Origin of the sequence: Streptomyces sp. NPDC021080, assembly GCF_044333225.1 — a bacterium.
In the GTDB taxonomy this organism is placed as follows: domain Bacteria; phylum Actinomycetota; class Actinomycetes; order Streptomycetales; family Streptomycetaceae; genus Streptomyces.
In genome coordinates, this window is the sequence record NZ_JBIRQM010000019.1 from 1 (window position 1) to 22,910 (window position 22,910).

The 22,910-nt window shown below is 72.0% G+C and carries 20 protein-coding genes; 11 read left to right on the top strand and 9 right to left on the bottom strand.

Going from position 1 to position 22,910, the window contains the following annotated elements:
• A partial coding sequence (locus ACH4S8_RS36285; RefSeq protein WP_398401916.1) for a homocysteine S-methyltransferase family protein occupies window positions 1–605 on the bottom strand: 605 nt, incomplete at its 3' end.
• Between the two features lie 267 nt (window positions 606–872).
• On the opposite strand from ACH4S8_RS36285, the gene ACH4S8_RS36290 reads away from it, so the two are divergent.
• The 7 genes from ACH4S8_RS36290 (at window position 873) to ACH4S8_RS36320 (ending at window position 10,511) form a co-directional block, all read left to right on the top strand.
• Window positions 873–1,637 (top strand): IclR family transcriptional regulator, encoded by a 765-nt coding sequence (locus ACH4S8_RS36290; RefSeq protein WP_398401918.1) that lies wholly within the window; start codon window positions 873–875, stop codon window positions 1,635–1,637.
• Between the two features lie 608 nt (window positions 1,638–2,245).
• Entirely contained in the window at window positions 2,246–3,034 is a 789-nt protein-coding gene (locus ACH4S8_RS36295) for an MIP/aquaporin family protein (protein ID WP_398401920.1), read from the top strand.
• A gap of 116 nt (window positions 3,035–3,150) precedes the next feature.
• Complete coding sequence (gene glpK / locus ACH4S8_RS36300; RefSeq protein WP_398401922.1) at window positions 3,151–4,689, top strand: glycerol kinase GlpK; 1,539 nt, start codon at window positions 3,151–3,153, stop codon at window positions 4,687–4,689.
• Between the two features lie 19 nt (window positions 4,690–4,708).
• Complete coding sequence (locus ACH4S8_RS36305; RefSeq protein WP_398401924.1) at window positions 4,709–6,325, top strand: FAD-dependent oxidoreductase; 1,617 nt, start codon at window positions 4,709–4,711, stop codon at window positions 6,323–6,325.
• A gap of 294 nt (window positions 6,326–6,619) precedes the next feature.
• Entirely contained in the window at window positions 6,620–7,756 is a 1,137-nt protein-coding gene (locus ACH4S8_RS36310; protein ID WP_398401926.1) for a PAC2 family protein, read from the top strand.
• Window positions 7,757–8,156: 400 nt separating this feature from the next.
• Window positions 8,157–9,902: a S8 family peptidase gene (locus ACH4S8_RS36315; RefSeq protein ID WP_398401929.1), complete on the top strand. Its 1,746-nt coding sequence runs from the start codon at window positions 8,157–8,159 to the stop codon at window positions 9,900–9,902.
• Window positions 9,903–9,965: 63 nt separating this feature from the next.
• A complete protein-coding gene (locus ACH4S8_RS36320; protein ID WP_398401931.1) occupies window positions 9,966–10,511 on the top strand; it encodes a hypothetical protein in 546 nt (181 codons plus the stop codon).
• A gap of 110 nt (window positions 10,512–10,621) precedes the next feature.
• Here ACH4S8_RS36320 and mshC read toward each other — a convergent pair whose 3' ends face one another.
• From mshC to ACH4S8_RS36340, 4 genes are all read right to left on the bottom strand, one after another.
• Window positions 10,622–11,851, bottom strand: coding sequence for a cysteine--1-D-myo-inosityl 2-amino-2-deoxy-alpha-D-glucopyranoside ligase (gene mshC, locus ACH4S8_RS36325; protein ID WP_398401933.1), 1,230 nt, complete (start codon window positions 11,849–11,851; stop codon window positions 10,622–10,624).
• 105 nt (window positions 11,852–11,956) lie between these two features.
• Window positions 11,957–12,784 carry an SCO1664 family protein gene (locus ACH4S8_RS36330; protein WP_398401935.1) on the bottom strand — a complete coding sequence of 276 codons (828 nt, stop codon included), beginning with the start codon at window positions 12,782–12,784 and terminating at the stop codon, window positions 11,957–11,959.
• On the bottom strand, window positions 12,748–13,338 hold the full coding sequence (locus ACH4S8_RS36335; protein ID WP_385403790.1) for a DUF3090 domain-containing protein: 591 nt from the start codon (window positions 13,336–13,338) through the stop codon (window positions 12,748–12,750). Before ACH4S8_RS36335 ends, ACH4S8_RS36330 begins: the two co-directional genes overlap by 37 nt.
• A 117-nt stretch (window positions 13,339–13,455) precedes the next feature.
• The gene (locus ACH4S8_RS36340; RefSeq protein ID WP_398401938.1) at window positions 13,456–14,142 is read right to left on the bottom strand and encodes a histidine phosphatase family protein; all 687 of its coding nucleotides are present in this window, start codon (window positions 14,140–14,142) and stop codon (window positions 13,456–13,458) included.
• Between the two features lie 98 nt (window positions 14,143–14,240).
• On the opposite strand from ACH4S8_RS36340, the gene corA reads away from it, so the two are divergent.
• Window positions 14,241–15,239 carry a magnesium/cobalt transporter CorA gene (gene corA / locus ACH4S8_RS36345; protein WP_398402220.1) on the top strand — a complete coding sequence of 333 codons (999 nt, stop codon included), beginning with the start codon at window positions 14,241–14,243 and terminating at the stop codon, window positions 15,237–15,239.
• 13 nt (window positions 15,240–15,252) lie between these two features.
• Here corA and ACH4S8_RS36350 read toward each other — a convergent pair whose 3' ends face one another.
• Both ACH4S8_RS36350 and ACH4S8_RS36355 read right to left on the bottom strand, forming a co-directional pair.
• The gene (locus ACH4S8_RS36350) at window positions 15,253–16,041 is read right to left on the bottom strand and encodes a ferritin-like domain-containing protein (RefSeq protein WP_398401940.1); all 789 of its coding nucleotides are present in this window, start codon (window positions 16,039–16,041) and stop codon (window positions 15,253–15,255) included.
• A 226-nt stretch (window positions 16,042–16,267) separates the two neighbouring features.
• Complete coding sequence (locus ACH4S8_RS36355; protein ID WP_398401942.1) at window positions 16,268–17,323, bottom strand: LLM class F420-dependent oxidoreductase; 1,056 nt, start codon at window positions 17,321–17,323, stop codon at window positions 16,268–16,270.
• 155 nt (window positions 17,324–17,478) lie between these two features.
• On the opposite strand from ACH4S8_RS36355, the gene ACH4S8_RS36360 reads away from it, so the two are divergent.
• Window positions 17,479–18,462, top strand: a complete 984-nt coding sequence (locus ACH4S8_RS36360) for an aldo/keto reductase (RefSeq protein ID WP_398401944.1) — start codon at window positions 17,479–17,481, stop codon at window positions 18,460–18,462.
• Window positions 18,459–20,762 carry a helix-hairpin-helix domain-containing protein gene (locus tag ACH4S8_RS36365; RefSeq protein ID WP_398401946.1) on the top strand — a complete coding sequence of 768 codons (2,304 nt, stop codon included), beginning with the start codon at window positions 18,459–18,461 and terminating at the stop codon, window positions 20,760–20,762. Before ACH4S8_RS36360 ends, ACH4S8_RS36365 begins: the two co-directional genes overlap by 4 nt.
• 104 nt (window positions 20,763–20,866) lie before the next feature.
• On the opposite strand, the gene ACH4S8_RS36370 is transcribed toward ACH4S8_RS36365, so the two are convergent.
• The gene (locus ACH4S8_RS36370) at window positions 20,867–21,562 is read right to left on the bottom strand and encodes a hypothetical protein (protein ID WP_398401948.1); all 696 of its coding nucleotides are present in this window, start codon (window positions 21,560–21,562) and stop codon (window positions 20,867–20,869) included.
• 47 nt (window positions 21,563–21,609) lie between these two features.
• On the opposite strand from ACH4S8_RS36370, the gene ACH4S8_RS36375 reads away from it, so the two are divergent.
• On the top strand, window positions 21,610–21,798 hold the full coding sequence (locus tag ACH4S8_RS36375) for a DUF5703 family protein (protein ID WP_081223519.1): 189 nt from the start codon (window positions 21,610–21,612) through the stop codon (window positions 21,796–21,798).
• Window positions 21,799–22,001: 203 nt separating this feature from the next.
• Here the strand turns inward: ACH4S8_RS36375 and ACH4S8_RS36380 are convergent, their stop codons facing one another.
• Window positions 22,002–22,883 carry a chaplin gene (locus ACH4S8_RS36380; protein ID WP_398401950.1) on the bottom strand — a complete coding sequence of 294 codons (882 nt, stop codon included), beginning with the start codon at window positions 22,881–22,883 and terminating at the stop codon, window positions 22,002–22,004.
• Window positions 22,884–22,910 lie beyond the last annotated feature (27 nt).

Sequence of the window (22,910 nt, forward strand, 5' to 3'; positions counted from 1 at the left end):
CGGACGCCGGTCGCCTCCATGGCACGCCGGGCGCCCAGGACGGAGGACTTGGTCTGCAGCAGGTCCTGGGTGGTCTCGACGATCAGGGCGTCGGCACCGCCGGCGAGCAGTCCCTCGGCGTTGGCCTGGAAGCCGTCGCGCAGGGTGCCGTAGGAGACGTGGCCGAGCGTGGGCAGCTTGGTGCCGGGGCCGATCGAGCCGAGGACCCAGCGCTGGCGGCCGTCGCGGGCGCCGAACGCGTCGGCGGCCTCGCGGGCGATCCTGGCCCCTGCCTCGGAGAGTTCGTGCACGCGGTCCGCGATGTCGTACTCGGCCATTGCGGAGTGGTTCGCACCGAAGGTGTTCGTCTCGACGCAGTCGACGCCGACCTCGAAGTAGGCCTCGTGCACCAAGCGCACGATGTCGGGCCGGGTGATGTTGAGGATCTCGTTGCAGCCCTCGAGGTCCTGGAAGTCCTCGAGCGTCGGGTCCTGCGCCTGGAGCATCGTGCCCATCGCGCCGTCGGCCACCACGACACGGGTGGCGAGCGCTTCTCGAAGTGCGTCGGTTCGCTTGCGGCCTTCGGAAAGACCGGACGAAAGGGACGGGTTCGGCAACGAGGCCATGAAGGTGCTCCCTGGAGTGCGACGGCTGTCGGCTTTGCGCTTCCCATGGAAGGCGCACGCCGTCAGGGTAGCCCGGAGCACCACGGATCGGTCATGGGCGTCCACGAGGCGGACGGGCGTGGCGTGGGGGACGGCGGTGTGACGGCGGACGGAATCCGGGACGGCCACCCATTGGCGAGAGTTCGGTGACGACCGGTAGTGTTCGACATTGCCGAACGGCAGCGGGTGGTCGCGCCGACGGTCGAAGGGGACGGAGGCAGCACGGCGATGGCACGGAACATCCAGTCGCTCGAACGGGCAGCGGCGATGCTGCGGCTGCTCGCGGGCGGCGAGCGGCAGCTCGGCCTGTCGGACATCGCCTCCTCGCTCGGCCTGGCCAAGGGTACGGCCCACGGCATCCTGCGCACCCTCCAGCAGGAGGGGTTCGTCGAACAGGACACGGTTTCCGGGCGCTATCAGCTGGGCGCCGAACTGCTGCGCCTGGGCACCACCTATCTGGACGTGCACGAACTGCGGGCGCGCGCGCTGGTGTGGACCGACGACCTGGCCCGCGCCAGCGGCGAGAGCGTCTACCTGGGTGTGCTGCACCAGCAGGGCGTGCTGATCGTGCACCACGTCTTCCGGCCCGACGACAGCCGGCAGGTCCTGGAGGTCGGGGCGATGCAGCCGCTGCACTCCACGGCGCTGGGCAAGGTGCTCTCCGCGTACGACCCGGTGGCGCACAGCGAGGTCCTGGAGGTCGAGCGCAAGGCGTTCACACCGCGGACGATCAGCGAGCTGGACGACTTCGAGGGCGTCCTCGACGTGACGCGGGCGCGCGGGTACGCCGAGGACGTCGAGGAGACGTGGACGGGTGTCGCCTCGGTGGCCGCCCCGATCCACAACCGGCGGCGCATGCCGGTCGGCGCGGTGGGCATCACCGGGGCCGTGGAGCGGGTGTGCAAGGACGGGGAGCTGCGCCCGGAGCTGATCGCCGCGGTACGCGACTGCGCCCGCGCGGTGTCGCGCGACCTGGGCGCCGGGCGGTTCTGACGCGAACGGCGTTCGCGGGGCCGTACCGGCGCGCACATGGTTCGCCGGACCGTTTCCGGCACCCACGCCGCTCACCGGGCAACTCCGACGCGCGCACCGTCCCCTGGACGGTTCCGGCGCCCGCACCGTTCGCCGGGCGACTCCGGCGCGCACCGTCCCCTGGGCGGTTTCCGGCACGTACACCGTTCGCCTGACGGTTCCGGTGCGTGCGCCCGCGACCCGCGGCCCTGACGCGTACACCGGTCGTCGGTGTTTTTCACACGCTCCGGCCCTCGTTCCGTACGGGACGGAGGCCGTCGTTCGCAGGGTTCGAGGCCGGGAAGCGGAATGCTTCCCGGCCTTCTTCGCATGCCCTCCGACGAGCGGTGATGCATCGATAGCACACAGCAATCAATAACGATCGCACTTTCGATAACTCAACCCTTGACGAGGCGGCGAAGCGGAAGCGAGACTCCCGTCCATCGGTCGACATTGTCGAACACCTACCGGCAATAGACGTTAGGGTGTGGCAATGCCGGGGCCGATATCGCTCTCGCTCCCTGAGAGCACGAACCACCGGTGGGACCCGGGGTTCGGCTTCCCCTGGACGAAGGACAAAGGAGTCGCGGGTGTCCAGCTCCGACATCTTCATCGGCGAGACCATCGGTACCGCCGTTCTCATCCTGCTGGGCGGTGGCGTGTGCGCCGCCGTCACGCTGAAGGCATCCAAGGCGCGTGGCGCCGGATGGCTGGCCATCGCCTTCGGGTGGGGCTTCGCGGTCATGACCGCGGTCTACATCTCGGCGCCGCTGTCCGGCGCTCACCTCAACCCGGCCGTGAGCCTCGCCCTCGCGATCAAGGACGACGACTACAGCAACCTCGCCACCTACTGGGGCGGGCAGCTGCTCGGCGCCATGATCGGTGCGGTGCTGGTCTGGGTCGTCTACTACGGCCAGTTCCTGGCGCACCTCACCGACAGCGAGATCGTCGGGGTTCCCGAGGAGCGGGTCGCGAAGGCCGTCGAGGCCGAGGAGGCCGGCGCCGGCCCGGTGCTCGGTGTCTTCTCCACCGGCCCCGAGATCCGCAACGTGGTGCAGAACCTCGCCACCGAGATCATCGGCACCGTGGTCCTGATCCTCGCGATCCTCACGCAGGGACTGAACAACAACGGCGACGGCCTGGGCGTCCTCGGCGCCCTGATCACCTCGTTCGTGGTGGTGGGCATCGGCCTCTCGCTCGGTGGCCCCACCGGCTACGCGATCAACCCGGCCCGTGACCTCGGTCCGCGCATCGTGCACGCCCTGCTCCCTCTGCCCAACAAGGGTGGTTCCGACTGGAGCTACGCCTGGATACCGGTCGTCGGCCCGCTCATCGGCGGCGCGATCGCAGCAGGCATCTACAACGTCGCCTTCGCCTAGGAGCCCCCGCTCCAGCACGCTTGGAAGCCGCGTCCCATGCACCATGAGCCGCACAGCACCGCTTTGAAGCACCGCGCCGTACACAGCCCCTCTTCCACGGACACCAGGAGCACACCGTGACCGACGCACACACCGCCGGCCCCTTCATCGCCGCCATCGACCAGGGCACCACCTCGTCGCGCTGCATCGTCTTCGACCGCGACGGACGCATCGTCTCCGTCGACCAGAAGGAGCACGAGCAGATCTTCCCGAAGCCGGGCTGGGTCGAGCACGACGCCGCCGAGATCTGGACCAACGTCCAGGAGGTCGTCGCCGGAGCCGTCTCGAAGGCCGGCATCACCCGGGACGACATCAAGGCCATCGGCATCACCAACCAGCGTGAGACCACGCTGCTGTGGGACAAGAACACCGGCGAGCCCGTCCACAACGCGCTCGTCTGGCAGGACACCCGCACCGACGCGCTCTGCAAGGAACTCGGCCGCAACGTCGGCCAGGACCGCTTCCGCCGCGAGACGGGCCTGCCGCTCGCGTCGTACTTCGCCGGCCCCAAGGCCCGCTGGCTGCTCGACAACGTCGAGGGCCTGCGCGAGCGCGCCGAGGCCGGGGACATCCTCTTCGGCACCATGGACACCTGGGTCATCTGGAACCTGACCGGCGGTGTCGACGGCGGCAAGCACGTCACCGACGTCACCAACGCCTCGCGCACCATGCTGATGAACCTGCACACCCTGGCGTGGGACGAGAAGATCGCCGAGTCCATCGGCGTCCCGCTGGCGATGCTGCCGGAGATCCGCTCCTCCGCCGAGGTGTACGGCGAGATCACCGGCGGTCCGCTCGGCGAGCTGCTCGGCGGCATCCCGGTCGCCTCCGCGCTCGGCGACCAGCAGGCGGCCCTGTTCGGCCAGACCTGTTTCTCCGAGGGCGAGGCCAAGTCCACCTACGGCACCGGCACCTTCATGCTGATGAACACCGGTGACAAGATCATCAACTCGTACTCGGGCCTGCTGACCACGGTCGGCTACCGGATCGGCGACCAGGACCCGGTCTACGCCCTGGAAGGCTCCATCGCCGTCACCGGGTCGCTGGTGCAGTGGATGCGCGACCAGATGGGCCTGATCCAGTCCGCCGCCGAGATCGAGACGCTCGCGTCCTCGGTCGAGGACAACGGCGGCGCCTACTTCGTGCCGGCCTTCTCCGGTCTGTTCGCCCCGTACTGGCGTCCCGACGCCCGCGGTGTGATCGCCGGCCTGACCCGGTACGTCACCAAGGCGCACATCGCGCGCGCCGTCCTGGAGGCCACCGCCTGGCAGACCCGTGAGATCAGCGACGCCATGACCAAGGACTCCGGCGTCGAGCTCACGGCGCTCAAGGTCGACGGCGGCATGACCTCCAACAACCTGCTGATGCAGACCCTGGCCGACGTCCTGGACGCCCCCGTGGTGCGCCCGATGGTCGCCGAGACCACCTGCCTCGGCGCCGCCTACGCCGCCGGTCTGGCCGTCGGCTTCTGGACCAACACCGAGGACCTGCGCGCCAACTGGCGCCGGGCCGCGGAATGGACCCCCAACATGGCCGCGGACGTGCGCGACCGTGAGTACAAGAGCTGGCTCAAGGCCGTCGAGCGGACCATGGGCTGGATCGAAGACGAGAACTGACGAGGAGTAAGAACCCGCAATGACCAGTCAGTCCACCCTGCAGTCCGTGCCTGCCCTGGGTACGCACCCGGCCTCCGGCTCCAACCCGAGCCGCGCCGAGGCCCGGGAGCAGCTCTCCAAGGCGACGTACGACCTCCTCGTCATCGGCGGCGGCATCCTGGGCATCTCCACCGCCTGGCACGCCGCGCAGTCCGGGCTCAGGGTGGCGCTGGTCGACGCCGGCGACTTCGCCGGCGCCACCTCCTCCGCCTCCTCCAAGCTCCTCCACGGCGGTCTGCGCTACCTGCAGACCGGCGCGGTGAAGCTGGTGGCGGAGAACCACTTCGAGCGCCGTGCGGTCTCCCGCCAGGTGGCCCCCCACCTGGCGAATCCGCTCACGTTCTACCTCCCTGTGTACAAGGGCGGGCCGCACGGCGCGGCGAAGCTCGGGGCGGGCGTCTTCGCCTACTCCGCCCTGTCGGCGTTCGGTGACGGCGTGGGACATCTGCTCAGCCCCGCCAAGGCCGCGCAGGACGTGCCCGAGCTGCGCACCGACAACCTCAAGGCCGTGGCCGTGTACGGCGACGACCAGATGAACGACTCCCGTATGGCGCTCATGACGGTCCGCGCGGCCGTCGAGTCGGGTGCCGCGGTCCTGAACCACGCCGAGGTCACGGGCCTGCGCTTCACCCGGGGCCGGGTGACGGGCGCGGAGCTGCGGGACCGGCTGTCCGGCGACGAGTTCGGGGTGAACGCCCGGCTCGTGCTGAACGCGACCGGCCCGTGGGTGGACCACCTGCGCAAGCTGGAGGACCCGGACGCGGCTCCGTCGATCCGGCTGTCCAAGGGCGCGCACCTGGTCCTCAAGCGCACCTCCCCGTGGAAGGCGGCGCTGGCCACTCCGATCGACAAGTACCGCATCACCTTCGCCCTCCCCTGGGAGGACATGCTGCTGCTCGGCACCACCGACGAGGAGTACGAGGGCGACCCGGCGGACGTCTCGGTCACGGAGAAGGACACCGCCCAGATACTCGACGAGGCCGCGTTCTCCATCCGCGACCAGCAGCTCTCGCGCGACCTGATCACGTACTCCTTCGCGGGCTTGCGGGTGCTGCCGGGCGGCCCCGGCGACACGTCGAAGGCCAAGCGCGAGACGGTGGTCACGGAGGGCCGCGGCGGGATGCTGTCCGTCGCGGGCGGCAAGTGGACCACCTTCCGGCACATCGGCCGTACGGTGATGAAGAAGCTGGAGTCGCTGCCGGGCCGCCCGCTCGGCGAGGACTTCGAGCCGATCTCCGAACTGCCGCGGAAGCTGCCGCTGCCCGGTGTCGCCAACCCGCGCGCGGTCGCCCACCGGCTGCTGGTGGACGGCCCGGCGCCCGGTCCGCGCATGGCCGCCGACACGGCCCGGCACCTGGCCACCCACTACGGCTCGCTGGCCTTCGACATCGCCCGGCTGGCGAACGAGAACCCGGCACTCGGCGAGCGCGTCCACCCGGACGCCCCGGAGATCTGGGCGCAGGTCGTCTACGCCCGGGACAACGAGTGGGCCGAGACGGCGGACGACGTGCTGCGCCGCCGTACGACGCTGACGATCCGGGGTCTGGCCACGGACGAGGTCCGCGGCCGGGTCCAGGATCTGCTCGACGACAAGTAGACGTCCGTCGACGGGAGGGGGGCGGCACCCACGGGGGGGGCCCCCCCCCCCCCGTCGACGGTTCACCGCGCGCTCTCACGGGCCCGTCCGGCACTGCAATGCACGCCGTCCCCGGGCGAGTTGGCCGAGGACGGCGCGGACGAGCGCGCGGGGCGAGGTGGCGGGCGCGCGTGTTTCCGGGCCTTCGACGGGGCAGTGATCCGTTCACTCCCCCGTGCAAGGGGGCTGCGGAGGTCCCCTCGGCACGCCGTAAGGTTGAGACGTACGCGAGGGCAGATCGGAAGGAGGCGCTGGGTGATCGAGCTGGAGGGGGTTCCCGAGCTGATCGACCCAGTCATGGTGGCCGCGTTCGAGGGCTGGAACGACGCCGGTGACGCCGCCTCCGCCGCGGTCGCGCATCTGGATCGGGAATGGAAGGGCGAGGTGTTCGCGGCGCTGGACGCCGAGGACTACTACGACTTCCAGGTGAACCGCCCGACGGTGTGGCTGGACGGTGGCGTACGCAAGATCACGTGGCCGACCACGCGGCTGTCGGTGGTCCGGATCGGCGGCGAGAAGCCGCGCGATCTCGTGCTGGTCCGGGGTATCGAGCCGTCGATGCGCTGGCGCTCGTTCTGCAACGAACTGCTCGGCTTCGCGCACGAACTGGGCGTGGAGCTGGTGGTGATCCTGGGCGCGCTGCTCGGCGACACCCCGCACACCCGTCCGGTGCCGGTCAGCGGAGTGACGTCCGACGCCGACCTGGCCCGCACGATGGATCTGGAGGAGACCAAGTACGAGGGGCCCACGGGCATCGTCGGCATCCTCCAGGAGGCGTGCACGCACGCGGGCGTGCCCGCCGTGTCCCTGTGGGCCGCCGTACCGCACTACGTGTCGCAGCCGCCGAACCCGAAGGCGACGCTGGCGCTGCTCAACCGCCTGGAGGACCTCATCGACCTGCGCATCCCGCTGGGCGAGCTGCCCGAGGACGCGCGGGCCTGGCAGCTGGGCGTCGACCAGCTGGCCGCCGAGGACAGCGAGGTCGCCGAGTACGTGCAGACGCTGGAGGAGGCCCGGGACACCGCCGAGCTGCCGGAGGCGTCGGGCGAGGCGATCGCCCGCGAGTTCGAGCGCTATCTGCGCCGCAGGGACGGCGGCGGCCCGGCGGCGGGAACGCAGGGCCACGCGACGGAGAGCGGCGAGCCCGCCCCGTACCTCCGGGACACGCCCGGGGGCCGCACCCGGCCGCCGCTGGCGCAGCGCCCCGAGTCCGGCGGCGGGCAGGAGAACGACCCCGACGCCCGGGACCGCGCGCCCGGCTCCGAGGACGGCCCGGGAACGCCGAGCACGCCGGAGTCCACGGACACTCCGGATGCCTCCGGCCCCTCCGATTCCGCCGGCTCCTCCGATTCTCCCGGCTCCTCCGACGCGGAGGACTCCTCCGAGGACTGACAGGTCCGCAAGGGGCGGTACGCGCCACGCGTACCGCCCCTTGCCGCTGTCCGGGTCCTGCGGCGATGCCGTACGGGCGCGCTCGGGGGTGGTCAACCACCCGTGCCGTCACACGACATGACATCCGTCTCGTCAGCCTTCGGCCTGAATTCGGCGTGACATCTGCTTCGGGGCGGATTGCACAGGTTGCCCAATTCAACTTGTTCTCAAACCAAGTTGGCGCATTCGGGGTGGACGGGATGCCGTCGGCGTGCCAGGTTGTGCCTCGAAGGCGCCGCCCCGCGACGGGAGTCGGCGCACCGCACCGGCCGGAGGACGGCGCACGGCACGGCGCGGGACACGTGCAGCGAACGGCACACGCAGGAACCGGCACCCCAGGGATCGAAGGGAGCGGTACGCGATGACCGACCAGGTACAGCCGGCGCAGGGCCCGGGAACGTCCGGGCCGGGGCCCGACGGAGCGGGATTCACCTACCGAGGAGCCGAGCAGGAACTGATCGTCGTCGCCCGTCCGGAAGCCAGGCTGCGCGCACGGGCCGAGGGCGTCCGCTCGGCCGCGGGCGCCGACGTCTCGGCCCTCGACATGTTCCTCAGCGACGAACAGCTCGTCCTGGAGCCGCTGTTCGGCAGCGAGGAACGGCTCCGGCAGTCCGCGGCGGGCACCGGGAACGGGCCCGACCTCGCGCTCTTCTACCGACTGCGCGGCGCGCGCAACCGTGCCCAGGAACTGCGCGCACGGATCGCGGCACTGCCCGGGATCGACACGGCGTACGTGAAGCCCGGTGCCGTGCCCGCCGCGCCGGGGCCGGCGCCGTGGACCGGCCGGAGCGCCGACGACGACCGGCGGCTGAAGGAAGGGGCGCCGGTCACCCCCGACTTCACCGGCAGGCAGGGCTATCTGCGCCCGGCCCCCGAGGGCGTCGACGCGCACTGGGCGTGGCAGCGGCCGGGCGGTTCGGGCCAGGGCGTGACCGTGATCGACGTGGAGGGCGCCTGGCAGCTCGGACACGAGGACCTGGCGTCGAAGCTCGCCGGTGTCGTCGTCGGCACGCCGCACACGGACCTCGCCTGGCGCAACCACGGCACCGCCGCGATCGGTGTGATCGGCGGCGACCGCGATGAGCGCGGGATCACCGGAATCGTGCCGGACGCCGTGACCGCGGCCGCGTCCCTCCAGGGCATCGGGACGGCCGCGGCGATCCACGCGGCGGCGGAGCGGCTGGGCCCCGGCGACATCCTCCTGGTCGGACTGCAGGCCCCGGGGCCCCGGTTCGACTTCGAGGAGCGCGACAGCCAGGCCGGCTACATCCCCCTCGAATGGTGGCCCGACGACTTCGCCGCCGTCCAGGACGCGACCGCCCGGGGCATCCTCGTGGTGGCGGCCGCCGGCAACGGCGCCGAGTCGCTCGACGACGCGCTCTACGAACGCCGTCCCGAGGAGTTCCCCGAGTGGTGGCGCAACCCCTTCAACCCCTCCAACCCGTCCTCCGGGGCGATCCTGGTCGGCGCGGGCGCACCGCCGCCCGGCACACACGGCCGCGACCACGGACCGGACCGCTCACGGCTCGCGTTCTCCAACTACGGCGCGCGCGTGGACGCGCAGGGCTGGGGACGCGAGGTCACGACCACCGGCGGCTTCTGGGACCGGCCCGGCGATCTGCAGGGCGGGGCCGAGGAGATCGCCTGGTACACGGACACGTTCTCCGGGACCTCATCCGCCTCCCCGGTGGTGGTCGGCGCCCTGGCCTCGCTGCAGGGCATGCTCAAGGCCGCGGGCCAGGCGCCGATGTCCCCGGAGCGTGCGCGCGTCCTGCTGCGGGCGACGGGTTCCCCGCAGCAGGACGCGCCGGGGAGGCCCGCCTCCCAGCGGATCGGCAGCCGGCCGGACATCAAGGCGGCGGTCACCCGTCTGCTGCCGGAAGCGGTCGGCTCGGGCCGGGCCGAACGGTACTGGGACGAGCTGCTGCCGTATCCGCGTGAACTCCCGCCGAGGCTCCGGCTGTTCGTGTCCGGCGCCTGGCGCAACCTCGACAGTCCGTCCTCCGAGATCCGCCAGGCGGTGCACACCGCCTTCGCGGGGGGACGGCCCGACGTACGGGTCTGGTTCGCGGACGACGAGATCGTCGGCCTGGTCGTCACGGGCTGAGGACGTCATCGCACCGGACCGAGACGGAACGCAACCAACCATGAATGGAAGGTGGCACCGCGCATGAGCACGATCCCGCAGATGAGCCAGCAGGGACAGCAGCAGTACCCGAGCACCTCGCCCTACCAGCAGCAGGGCATCGGCCAGCAGATGCCGATCGCGCAGCAGCCGTTCGGCCAGCAGATGCCGATCGGGCAGCAGATGCAGCAGCCCTTCGGCCGGCACGAGACCGGGCAGCAGGTTCCGCAGCACCTGCAGCAGCAGCTCCAGCAGCTCGGTCAGCAGCAGCCGTTCCAGCAACTGCTCCAGCAGCTCGGCGGCCAGCAGCACCAGCAGGTCCAGCAGGGCGAGCCGCTGATCCTGCAGAGTGCCGTCGAGACCCGGGCCCTGGCCATCGGCATGGCCCAGCACTTCCAGGACGTCGTGACCCCGCTCCCCGGCCAGCCGCAGGCCCTGTACCTGTTCATCGACAACGGCTGGCGCAGGCTCGTCCACCCCGACCCGGTGACCCATGAGGTGGTCCAGAAGGCCTTCGCCTACGGGCAGCAGGTCTACGGGATCTACGACACCGGCACCGGCACGATCCAGTCCGTCATCGTGACCAGGTAGGAGGGAGAGCTCCGGGAACGTGAAGAGTGCCGGGCGGAGGGTTTCCGCCCGGCACTCGGGTGTCCGGCCGCGCTCGTGGAGCACGGCCGGACGGGGTTGCGCAGGGGGTGTTACAGAGCGACGCCGAGAAGGGCGTCGACGGCGCGCGAGACGATGCCGGGCGCACCCTCGTCCGTGCCGCCGCTCTCGTGCTGGAGCGCGGCCCAGCGGTCGACCGCGGCGAGCGCGGCCGGTGCGTCGAGGTCCTCGGCGAGCGCGGCGCGGATCTCCTCGACGAGCGCGTCGGCGGACGGCCCGTCGGGTCGGGACACCGCGGCCCGCCAGTCGTCCAGGCGCGCCACGGCCTCCTCGAGGACGCCGTCCGTCCACTCCCAGTCGGAGCGGTAGTGGTGCGCGAGCAGCGCCAGCCGGATGGCGGCGGGGTCGACCCCGTCGCGCCGCAGCCGGGACACGAAGACGAGGTTGCCCTTGGACTTCGACATCTTCTCGCCGTGCAGCGCGACCATGCCGGCGTGGACGTAGGCCTTGGCCATCGGGAACTCGCCGGTCAGCACCTGGGCGTGCGAGGCGCCCATCTCGTGGTGCGGGAAGGCGAGGTCGGAGCCGCCGCCCTGGACGTCGAAGCCCATGCCGAGGTGGTCGAGGGCGATGGCGACGCACTCGATGTGCCAGCCGGGGCGGCCGCGGCCCAGTGAGCCGCCGTCCCAGCTCGGCTCGCCGTCGCGGGCGGCCATCCACAGCATCGGGTCGAGGGGGTTCTTCTTGCCGGGCCGGTCCGGGTCGCCGCCGCGTTCGGCGGAGAGCAGGCGCATCGTGGCGGCGTCCAGGCCGGACACCTTGCCGAAGTCGGGGTCGGCCTCGACGGAGAAGTACACGTCGCCTTCGAGTTCGTAGGCGGCTCCGGCGTCCCGCAGCCGCTCGACGAGCGGCACGATGCCGGGTATCGCCTCGACGGCGCCTATGTAGTGGCGCGGCGGCAGCATCCGCAGGGCGGTCATGTCCTCACGGAAGAGGGCGGTCTCCTTCTCGGCGAGTCCCACCCAGTCGACGCCGTCGCGCTCGGCCCGCTCCAGCAGCGGGTCGTCGACGTCCGTCACGTTCTGGACGTAGTGAACCTGCCGCTTGGTGTCGAGCCACACGCGCTGCACGAGGTCGAACGCGTTGTAGGTCGCCGCGTGTCCCATGTGGGTGGCGTCGTACGGCGTGATGCCGCAGACGTAGATACGGGCGACGGGACCGGGGGCGAGGGTGACGAGCCCACCGGTCGCGGTGTCGTGGATCCGGAGGTCGCGGCCCTCACCAGGCAGGGCGGGGACCTCAGAAGCGGGCCAGGCATACATGTCATGAGCCTAACCGGACGGGACTTCCGTATACGAACCGGGCAGCCCCTGTTGGCCGGATCTCCGTGTCTCCCCCGGCCCGCGCGGCGCCGGCGTGCCGCCGCGCTACACCGGGGGCCAGGGAATCGCGGGCCAGTCGCCGCTCGGTTCCGGGTGTTTCCCGGAGGCGAGCATCGCCTCGACCCGGGCGCGCGTGGCCTCGATCTCGGCGGCGGTGACGAGTTCGGCCAGGCGGGTGGCGAGCGACGCGCCCGGCGCCAGCGCGTCGCGCAGGGAGGCCAGGACCTGAAGGGCCTCGTCCGTGAGCGGCTCCCCCGCCCAGCCCCACAGCAGGGTGCGCAGCTTGTTCTCGGCGTTGAAGGTGACTCCGTGGTCGATGCCGTAGAGGCGGCCCTCCTGCGCGGGCAGCAGGTGGCCGCCCTTGCGGTCGGCGTTGTTGATCACGGCGTCCAGGACGGCGAGCCGGCGCAGCCGGGCGTCGTCGGCGTGCACGAGCAGGGCCGTCTCGCCCTCGCCGACCTCGGCGAGACCGATCGCCTTCCAGCCCTCGGCGGGCTCCTCGCCCTCCACGAGCGCGAGCAGCCCCTCCCCGTCCTCGGCCGCCGACGGTTCGATCCACACCTGGCACATGCCCTCGCCGTACGGCCCGTCGCGCAGCACGGTGGTGGGCACGAGCCCCCAGCCGGTCGCCTCGGAGACCTCGTACGCGGCGACCTCGCGCTGGGCGAGCGTGCCGTCGGGGAAGTCCCACAGGGGCCGCTCCCCGGCGACGGGCTTGTAGACGCAGAACGCCTCACGGCCTTCGTAGGACACGGAGCAGTACAGCACCGCGTTCGAGGCCTCGCGGATCCGTCCGCGTACCTTCAGCTCGCCCCGGGCGAGCAACTCGGCGGTCGTCACGCTCCGCGGCGGTATCCGTTCTGGCGCGGACATACGTGTCCTTCCGGGTCGAGCGGGAGGCTGCACAGCGGGCAGGGGGGCCGGCCGGCGTTGACGACGTCGAGCGCGCGCTTGGCGAAGGCCCTGGCCTGCGCGCCGGTGAGCCGGACGCGGAGCATCGGCGGGCCGTTCTCCTCGTCCTGGAGGAGCCGCTCCTCGGCCTCGGCGAGGTCCTCGTCGGTCTCCGCCTCGACCTCCACGAGGGCCTGCGCCTCGACGATCATGCGCTGTTCCTCACCGTCCCAGGCCAGCGCCATGGTGCCGACCCGGAACTCCTCCTCCACGGGTGTGTCCAGGGGCGCGGTGTCGGACACCTCGGTCGAGGCCATGGCCGGGACCGGGGCGCTGCCCCCGGTGCGCCGGACGACCTCGTCCAGGAGCTCGTCCATCCGCTCGGCGAGCGCGGCGACCTGGGTCTTCTCCAGAGCCACGCTCGTCACCCGGGGGCCGGAGGATGCCTGCAGGAAGAAGGTACGGCGTCCGGGCAACCCGACCGTGCCGGCCACGAAACGGTCCGGGGGGTCGTAGAGGAACACCTGACGGGACACGTCCTGTCTCCATTGAATCGGCATGGGGGCCGGCTGTCGGAGCCGGCCCGCATCGGCTGGGAACGGGTTGACAACTACTGTGCTGGTTCGACCGCTTCACCCTACTGCGGCCGACGATCACGGTGCGCCCGCACCGCCCCCGACCGGAGCGTCGCCGCCCGGGGCTTCCTCGCGCGGGGCCAGGGAGGCGAGGTCGCCGGTGTCCCCGAGGCGCACGAGAAAGGGCCTGAGCCGGGTGTAACGGATCGCTGTGATGGAACACGGTTCGACGGAGATCCGCTGAAAGAGGTCGAGATGAAGTCCGAGTGCGTCGGCGACGAGCGACTTGATGATGTCGCCGTGGGAACACATCAGGTAGACCGCGTCCGCGCCGTGGTCGCGCTCCACGCGCGCGTTCCACTCGCGTACCGCCTCGGCGGCGCGGTTCTGCATGGCCCGCATCGATTCACCGCCCGGGAAGGCGGCCGCGGACGGATGCGCCTGGACGACGTCCATCAGCGGCTCGTCCTTGAGTTCGGTGAGCTTGCGGCCGGACCAGTCGCCGTAATGGGCCTCCCCTATGCGTTCCTCGGTGTGGACGGGGACCTCGGGGCGGGCCTCGAGGAGCGGCTGGACGGTCTCTTGGCAGCGCTGCAGGGGGCTGGTGACGACCTCGGCGATCGGCAGTCCGGCCAGCCGGTCGGGGAGGGCCGCGGCCTGCTGCGTGCCGCGCTCGTCGAGCGCGACGCCGGGTGTCCAGCCGGCGAGCAGTCCCGCGGTGTTGGCGGTGGAGCGTCCGTGCCGGACGAGGATCAGCGTGGGCATGCCGCCCAGCGTAGACGGACGGCCCCGGAGGGCGGCGGGCCCTGTGGAAAGCGGATCCCGGTGTGCGCGGGGGCCATGACGGCGGGAGAATGCGCACCGTGATCGTCGACTGCGCCATCTACCGCGACGGCCGCCGGGCCGAGGGGGCCGACGACCTCTCCGAGGCCCTGGCGCGGTGCCGCGCCGGGGGCCACGCCTTCGTGTGGATCGGCCTGTACGAGCCTACGGAGGACGAGTTCGCGCTGGTCACGGAGGAGTTCGCGCTGCATCCGCTGGCGGTCGAGGACGCTCTCAAGGCCCATCAGCGTCCCAAGCTGGAGGTGTACGAGGACTCGCTGTTCGTGGTTCTCAAGCCGGTGTCGTACGAACCGAAGAGCGACACCGTCACCTCCGGCGAGGTCATGGTGTTCGTGGGCGACTCGTTCGTGGTGACCGTGCGGCACGGCGAGGAGTCGCCGCTCAAGGTGGTCCGGCAGCGGCTGGAGTCGGATCCCGAGACGCTGCGGCACGGGCCGACGGCGGTGCTGTACTCGATCGCCGACGCGACGGTGGACCACTACCTGGAGGTGGCGACCGAGCTCGGCACCGACCTGGAGGAGCTGGAGGCGGAGGTCTTCTCCCCGCAGCTCGGCGGCTCGCGGAACACCGCGTCGCGGATCTACGCGTTCAAGCGGCAGGTCCAGGAGTTCCGCCGGGCGACGGTGCCGCTGGCGATGCCGCTGGCACGGCTCGCGGGGTCGGGCCCGAAGGTGGCGGACGTGCCGTTCGTGCACGAAGAGGCGCAGCCCTTCTTCCGTGACGTCAACGACCACCTGCTGCGGGTGAACGAGTCCGTGGAGGCGTTGGACCGGCTGGTCTCCGACATCCTTTCGGCGCATCTGGCGCAGATGAGCGTGCGGCAGAACGACGACATGCGGAAGATCTCCGCGTGGGCGGCCATGGCCGCGGTTCCCACGATGATCGCGGGGATCTACGGCATGAACTTCGATCACATCCCGGAGCTGCACTGGCTGTGGGGGTATCCGGCGGTGATCGCTCTGATGGCCGGCCTGGAGGTCCTGCTGTTCCGGCTGTTCAAGCGCCGGGGCTGGCTGTAGGTCCGCGCGCGGGTCAGGCGAATTCCGGTGCGGTCGTGGCGGGGCCGTTCAGGGCTCCGCACCGTTCGGGCATCTTCAGGGTGACCATGCGGCGCCAGCCCGCGGCCCGCTCGTAGGCGTACACGGCGTGGATGCCAGCGGCGAGGACGGCCGCCTTGGGGCGGGACCAGCCGAGGACGTGGCCCATGCGGGCCATCACGGCGAGGCTGACGTCCCGGTAGATGCGGATCTCGGCGAGCGCGCACTCGCGCAGGGTGCGCTGGATGGCGCGGCCGTGGCCGGCGTAGGCGAAGCGGAGCAGTTCCTCGTGGCAGTAGGCGAGGTGGTTGTCCTCGTCGGCCGAGATCATCCTCACCGCGCGGCCGATGTCGGGGTGGTCGGCGAAGTGCCTGCGCAGCAGGTCCATCTGCTCGGAGGCGCGCTGTTCCGTGACCCGGCTGTGGGCCAGGTAGGTGACGATGTCCTGCGCGGTCAGGGGCTGGTCGCCCTTGAGCTTGTCGTGTGCCAGGCCGATGCCGTTCCGTTCCAGGAGCATCGTGTAGTCGGTGCCGGGCGGCACCTCGACGGGCTGGAGGCCGCGCTTCTTCAGGAGGGCGTTGAAGATCCGGCCGTGCTTGTCCTCGTCGGCGCCGTGCCGGGCGATCTTGGGGGCGAGGTCGCGTTCGCCCTCCGGGACCAGTGCGGCGATCCGGGCGTTCTCCCAGCCGCCCTGCGACTCCCCGCTGGCGGCGATGGAGCAGAAGAGACGGTAGGACTCGTCGTTGTCGAGGATTTCCTGGAAGAGGCTCTTGGCGGACAGCATCGTTGACACCCTCTCTGCAGAGTTGTGCAGAAAACGAGTCAAATGGGTTGTTCACGGACCGGCAACCGATGTGTCCGACTAATCGGCCGAACGACGGACGACGAAGCGGGGCAGGGTGCGTAACCAAGGGGCCGTCCGTGCGTTGTTCCCCATGACGGCCGTGGCGGGGAAGACCCCCGAGCCCCCACCACGGCCGCAGAACTTTCCCGGCGGCCTCGCGCCGCGGTTACGCGAGTCCGGCCCGCTCCAAGGCGTCGGTGCCGGCCCGCAGGGAGGCGATCCGGTCCTCCAGCGTGAAGCCCGCGGGGGCCAGCGTGAGCGTGGTGACCCCGGCGGCGGCGTAGGCCTTCATGCGGTCGGCGATGCGGTCCACGGAACCGAGCAGGGTCGTCTGGTCGATCAGCGTGTGCGGGACGGCGGCGGCGGCGCCCTCCTTGTCGCCGGACAGGTACTTCTCCTGGATCTCGGCGGCTTCCTTCTCGTAGCCCATGCGCCGGGCGAGCTGGTTGTAGAAGTTCTGCTTGAAGCTGCCCATGCCGCCGACGTACAGCGCGGTGTACGGGCGGAACATGTCGGCGAGCGCGGGAACGTCCTTGTCCTCGCCGACGGCGAGCGGAAGGGTCGGGCAGACGTCGAAGCCCTCCATCGTCTTGCCGGCCTTCTCCCGGCCCGCGCGCAGATACCTGATCGCGGTGTCCTCGAGGTGCTCGGCGGAGGGGAAGATGAGCAGCGCGCCGTCGGCGATCTCGCCGGTCTGCTCCAGGTTCTTCGGGCCGATCGCGGCGATGTACAGCGGGATGTGCTCGCGCTCGGGGTGCACGGTCAGCTTGAGCGGCTTGCCCGGGCCGCCGGGCAGCGGCAGGGTCCAGTGCTCGCCCTCGTACGACAGCCGCTCGCGCGTCATGGCCTTGCGGACGATCTCCACGTACTCGCGGGTGCGGGCCAGCGGCTTGTCGAACTTCACGCCGTACCAGCCCTCGGACACCTGCGGGCCGGAGACGCCGAGGCCGAGGCGGAAGCGTCCTCCCGACAGCGAGTCCAGCGTCGCGGCGGTCATCGCGGTCATCGCGGGCTGGCGGGCCGGGATCTGGAAGATGGCCGAGCCGACGTCGATGCGCTCGGTCTGGGCTGCGACCCAGCTGAGCACGGTGGCCGCGTCGGAGCCGTAGGCCTCGGCGGCCCAGCAGACGGCGTATCCGAGCCGGTCGGCCTCCTGGGCGACGGCGAGGTTGTCCGCGTCCATTCCGGCGCCCCAGTAGCCGAGATTGATGCCGAGCTGCATGGCCGATCCCCTTACCGATCAGTAACGTCCCTTGTGTCCGAGACACTAGCGTGCGGGCGCCCCGGGCGGGGAGCCCGTCCTGCGCGGCGGTCACCATGATTTCCGTTGTCCACAGGCCCTCACATCGCCGGTGCCGGACAGTAATCTCGGCGTCCATGGAGCAGAGGCATCTCGGCCGTACCGGCCTGCGTGTTTCCCGGATCGGGCTCGGCACCCTCACCTGGGGCCGGGACACCGACGAACATGACGCCGCGGACCTCTTGAAGACGTTCTGGGAAGCGGGCGGGAACCTCGTCGACACGGCGGACGTGTACGGCGACGGGGAGGCCGAGTATCTCCTCGGACAGCTGATGGAAGGGCTCGTTCCGCGCCGGGACCTGGTCATCTCGACGAAGGCGGGGAGCGTACGGGAGCCGGACCGCCGCTTCGACGGTTCGCGCAGCCATCTGCTGTCGGCGCTGGACGCCTCGCTCGCCCGCCTGGGCACCGACTACGTGGACGTGTGGCACGTGCACGCCTACGACCCCGACACGCCTCTCGACGAGACCCTCCAGGCCCTCGACCTGGCCGTCAGCAGCGGCCGCGCGCGCTACGCGGGCGTGTCCAACTTCTGCGGCTGGCAGCTCGCCAAGGCCGCCACCTGGCAGCTCTCGGCGCCCGGTATACGCACCCGGCTGGCCAGTACGCAGATGGAGTACTCCCTGCTGCAGCGCGGCATCGAACGGGAGGTGCTGCCCGCCGCCCTCGACCTGGGCATCGGCCTGCTGCCCTCCTCGCCGCTCGGACGCGGTGTGCTCACCGGCAAGTACCGGGGCGGGACGCCCGCCGACTCCCGGGGCGGTTCGGAACACCTCGCGCCCTTCGTCGCGCCCTATCTCGACGACACGGCGAGCGGCGTCGTGGAGGCGGTGACGACCGCGGCGGACGGCCTCGCCGTGAGCGCGCTCCAGGTGGCGCTCGCCTGGGTCCGCGACCGGCCCGGGGTCGCCGCCCCCATCGTCGGCGCGCGCAACGCGCAGCAGCTCACGGCCGCATTGTCAGTGGAGACGCTTAGTCTTCCTGACGAGATCTGCCGGGCGCTCGACGACGTGTCGGCCCCGGTGCACCACTATCCCGATCACGACTGGAGCACGCTGTGAGCACCGAGCCCGAGACCACTCAGGACGCGGAGCCGGGGACGCCGGGCGCGGACACGGCCGCCGGCGCCCCTGAGCCGGCGGGCGAGGACGTGAACCGGGCGGACACACGCTCCGGGAGCGGGGACGCCTCCGGGGACGGTGACACCTCCGGGGAACGGGACGAGGGGGCCGGCGCGGACGACGGCTCGGGCGCCGAGGGGACCGGGACCGCCGAAGCGGCCGAAGGCGCCGCGCAGTTGTCCGAGGCCGCCGCCGAACTCGCGGCCCAGCGTCTGGAGCGGGAGCGCATCGAGCGGCGGAAGGCGGAGAAGCGGGGGCCGATCGAGGCCGGCGCCAAGCTCAGCGGCACCGCCGCGGATCTGCTCGCGGCGGTGCGCGCCGTGGAGAGCGGCGAGAAACCCGTGGCCACCGCCTTCCGTGAGCCGGAGCCCGCGCCGCGCAGGGCCGCGCCGGAACCCGCGCGGCGACCACAGCCGATCACGGCGCCGGGCGCGGCCGCGCCCGGCGCCGCGCCGGAGGCCGTCGCGGCCGTCCGTGCCGTGCTGGCCGGGGCCGGTGCTCCCGAAGCGCTCGCGGCCCAGGCCGTCGCGGTTCTGGGCGAGGGCGCCGAGGACCGACTGCGCGCGGACCCCTGGCAGTTGCTGCGCGTGTCCGGTGTACGGCCCGAGCAGGCCGACGGGTTCGCCCGGACGCTGCTCGGCGCCGAGTGCGGTCCGGACGACGAACGCCGTGGCACGGCGCTGACCGTGTGGCTGCTGGAGCAGGCCGCCGTCGCCGGGCACACCGCGCTGGACGCCCCGGTCCTCGCCGCGGCGCTCGCCCAGCGCTCGGTGCCGGACCCGGACGCGGCCGTGCAGAGCGCGCTCGCGGAGGGCGAGGCCCTCGCCTTCCAGGACGCGCCGGACGGCACTCCCCCGGCGCCGGCCGCCGAGGAGGAGACGGAGGAGCCGCAGGAGCGTCCGGTGCGGATCCTGATCGGCCTCGAGCGGTACGCGCTGGCCGAGGAGAGCCTCGCCGACGGACTCGCCCGGCTGATGAACTCGGTGCCGAAGGCAGACGGTTCGGCCGCCGACTGGGAGCGGGCCGCGGCCGCGGCACCCCGGTCCGCCGGGGAACTGATCCGCGCGGTCGCCGCGCACGCTCTGGTGCTGCACACCGGCGGCGACGCCTCACAGGCCGAGGCGGCGGCGCTGCTGGAGGCGTGCCGTGCGCTCGGTCTGCGCGGCTGGGCCGCCGCGCACACCACCGGCGGGCGCGACGCCTTCACGGCCCGGGCGACCCGGCCGGAGCCGGCGGAAAGCACCGCGGACCACCCCGGGGACAGACCCGCGGACGGCGCGGCGACCGGTGTCGCCACCGTCGCCGGACTGCTCTCCGGCGCCGAGGGGCCGGGCCGGGACGCGGACGGCGCCCTGGACCTGGACGTCCTGGTCGTCCTCGACGCGCCGCAGCTCGACGTCGAGACGGCGGCGATGCTCGCGGAGTCGCTGCCGGACGGGGCGCGGCTCGTGCTGAGCGGTGATCCGGGTGTGCTGTGGTCGGCGGGCCCCGGCCGGGTCTTCGCGGACCTGCTCGCCGCCCGCGCCTGCCCGCAGGTGGCCTCGCGGACCCCCGACCCCGGACCCATCGGCGAGCTGGTCTCCGGGATCGGCATCGGCGAGCTCAACCAGGTCGAGGCGCCCGGCAAGGAGGTCGTGATCGTCCCGGTGCGGGACGCGGGCGAGGCGGTCCACCGGACCGTGCAGCTCGTCGCGGACTCGGTGCCGCGCGCGATCGGCGTCCCGACCGAGCAGACGCAGGTCATCACTCCCGGGCACGGGGGCGCGGTCGGCACCCGCGCGCTGAACACCGCGCTCAAGGAGCGGCTGAACCCCGGTCCGGGCCGCTTCGGCGGCTTCGACCCGGGCGACCGGATCGTCCACTCCCCCACGCCGGGCCGGGCGCTCATGGGCCGTGTGGTGCGGGCCGACGCCGAAGGGCTGCACCTGGAGTGCTCCGGCGCCCCCGTGGTCGTACCGAAGGAGCGGGTGGAGCAGACGGTGCGGCACGGCTGGGCGCTCACCGCGCACCAGGCGGTGGGGCTGCGCTGGCCCGCCGCGGTCGTGGTGCTCCCGGGCGACGCCGCGGGGGCCCTGACCCGGCCCTGGGTCTACACGGCCTTCGGGCGGGCCGAGCGTCACCTCTCCGTCGTGCACGGCGTGGAGCAGGCTCTCCCGCACGCGGTGGCGGAGGTCCCGCAGAAGCCGCGCACGACACGCCTGCAGGCCCTGCTGACGGCGCAGACGCCCACGGCGGGCTGATCAGCACCGCACTCCGGCGACTCTCGGGGCAAAAAAACGCGCGGGTGGTGGTCACCCGATCCGGTGACCACCACACCCGCGCGCCCCTGTGTGCCGGGGCGGTCTCAGCGGTCGGCGTCCAGCGGGTCCGGGGAGTCGTGCTCCCCGTCGGAGCCGAGGTCGTCGTCCAGGTCGTCGTCCGACTCCTCGTCGAACACCGCGCTGACGTCGAAGCGGCAGACGACACGCTGCGGGTCGATCGACTCGAAGGGCGTCTCCAGCCATTCACCCGGCTCGGCGGGTTCGTCCGCGGCGGTCACCCAGAGCGTGGAGTCGCCTTCCTCCAGACCGAATTCCTTGTGCCGGGTGGCGATCTCGTCCGGCTCGAACTCTCCGAAGAGGACCCCGAGCGCGCCGTGAACGGTGCCTGCCGCCGCGTCGAAGCCCTCGCTGGCGGTGGCGCCGTCCTCCTCCACCGCCTCCACCCGCTGGGCCTGCGCCAGCAGCCGCTGCGGCTCCACCACGGCGTAGTCCCGGCGGATCACCACGCTCAGCGCGTTCGGCTCCTCGGGACCGGTGTACGGAGGCAGCGTGTCGTCACCGCCGGGGATCTCGAAGGGCGTGACCTCGTCGTAGCGGTCGTAGAGGAGTTCGTCGTACTCCTCGGCCGCCGCGGCGAGCTCGTTGAAAGCCTCGTAGACGTCCGGGTCGTCATCGCCCGTCCTGCGCTCGACCGCGGCCAGGTGGCGGTCGAGTGCGGTCTTGACAGCCTCTGCGGCGGCGCGTACCTCGGCAGCGGTGGGCTGCACAGCATCAGACATAGTGCAGACGCTATCCGTACCGGGCCTCTGCCCGCACAATAGATGCGATGCCGGAATACGAATTTGTCGACGTGTACGTACCTCGCGGGGTCTCCCGCAAGGAGACGACACGTCTGCTGACGGACCATGCCGAGTACGGACACTGGGAGCTGGACCGCCTGAGCCTGCTCCGTGACGGCAGCCGCAGAGTGCGGTTGCGCCGACGGATCATCCGCCAGGTACGCGCCACGTGGTGACAGAAGGCCGCTGAACCGGTGCGGGCCCCACCGTCGCGGGGCCCGCACCGTCACTCACGTCACGGGGGAAGGCCGTGGCGCCTCGGTCGCAACCGTGCCGCACGGCGATCACGCCTGCGCGCGCCGGGTCACGTCTACGCCTCGCTGTCCGATGCGATCATCACACCGTTCCGTGCGTCACGCCGTGGTCACTGTCCCGCGTGTCACGCCGCCGCGCGCGCCCGGCGGTAGAGCACGGCGCCGGCCAGCAGCGCGGCGGCTCCGGCCGGGACGACCGCTCCGAGCGGCAGCTCGCTGCCCGTGTGGGCCAGCTGGGCCGTGCTGTCCGCGGCCGGTGTCCGTACGACGGCCCGCGATGCGGGCTGACCGATCTGCACGGCCCCGCGGCGGTGCTTGCCGCCGCCCGAGGTGGACGTGCCGGGGTGACTCGGCGTTCCGGGGTTGCCCGTGTGCCCGGGGGTTCCGGGCTGGCCCGGGTGACCGGGATGCCCCGGGTGACCGGGATGGCCGGGCTCGCCCGGGTGACCGGGGTGCCCCGGGTGTTCGCAGTGGCCGCCGTGGTGACCGGGCTGACCAGGGTGGCCGGGGTGGCCCGGATGACCGGGATGCCCCGGGTGGCCGGGGTGGCCGGGGTGGTGTGTCCGGTGGCCGCCGATGGACCCGCCGTTCGCGCAGCTGTCGCCCGCCGCCGCGTTGCCGATCCCCACGACGTTCACGCTGTTGCCGCAGACGTTCACGGGGGTGTCGACCGGCACCTGTACGTGGTTGCCGGAGCCCACCCCCGGCGAGTGGGCGGTACCGCCGCCGGCCCGGGCGCCGCCGCCCGATCGGGTTCCCCGGCCGCCGTGGTCGACGCAGGTGTTGCCCATCGCCGGGTTGAGCAGCCCGACCACGTTCACGGTGTTGCCGCAGACGTTGACCGGCGCGTGCACCGGCGCCTGCACCGTGTTGCCCGACAGCACGCCGGGAGAGTCCGACGCGGAGCCGACCGCTCCCGAGTCGGCGTGTGCGGAGACGGCGGTGACCGCGAGTACACCACCGGCCGCCGCCACGGTCATCAGGCCTTTGCGGGTGACCTGTCGCATAGCTGAATCCCTGCCTTCAGTCCTTGG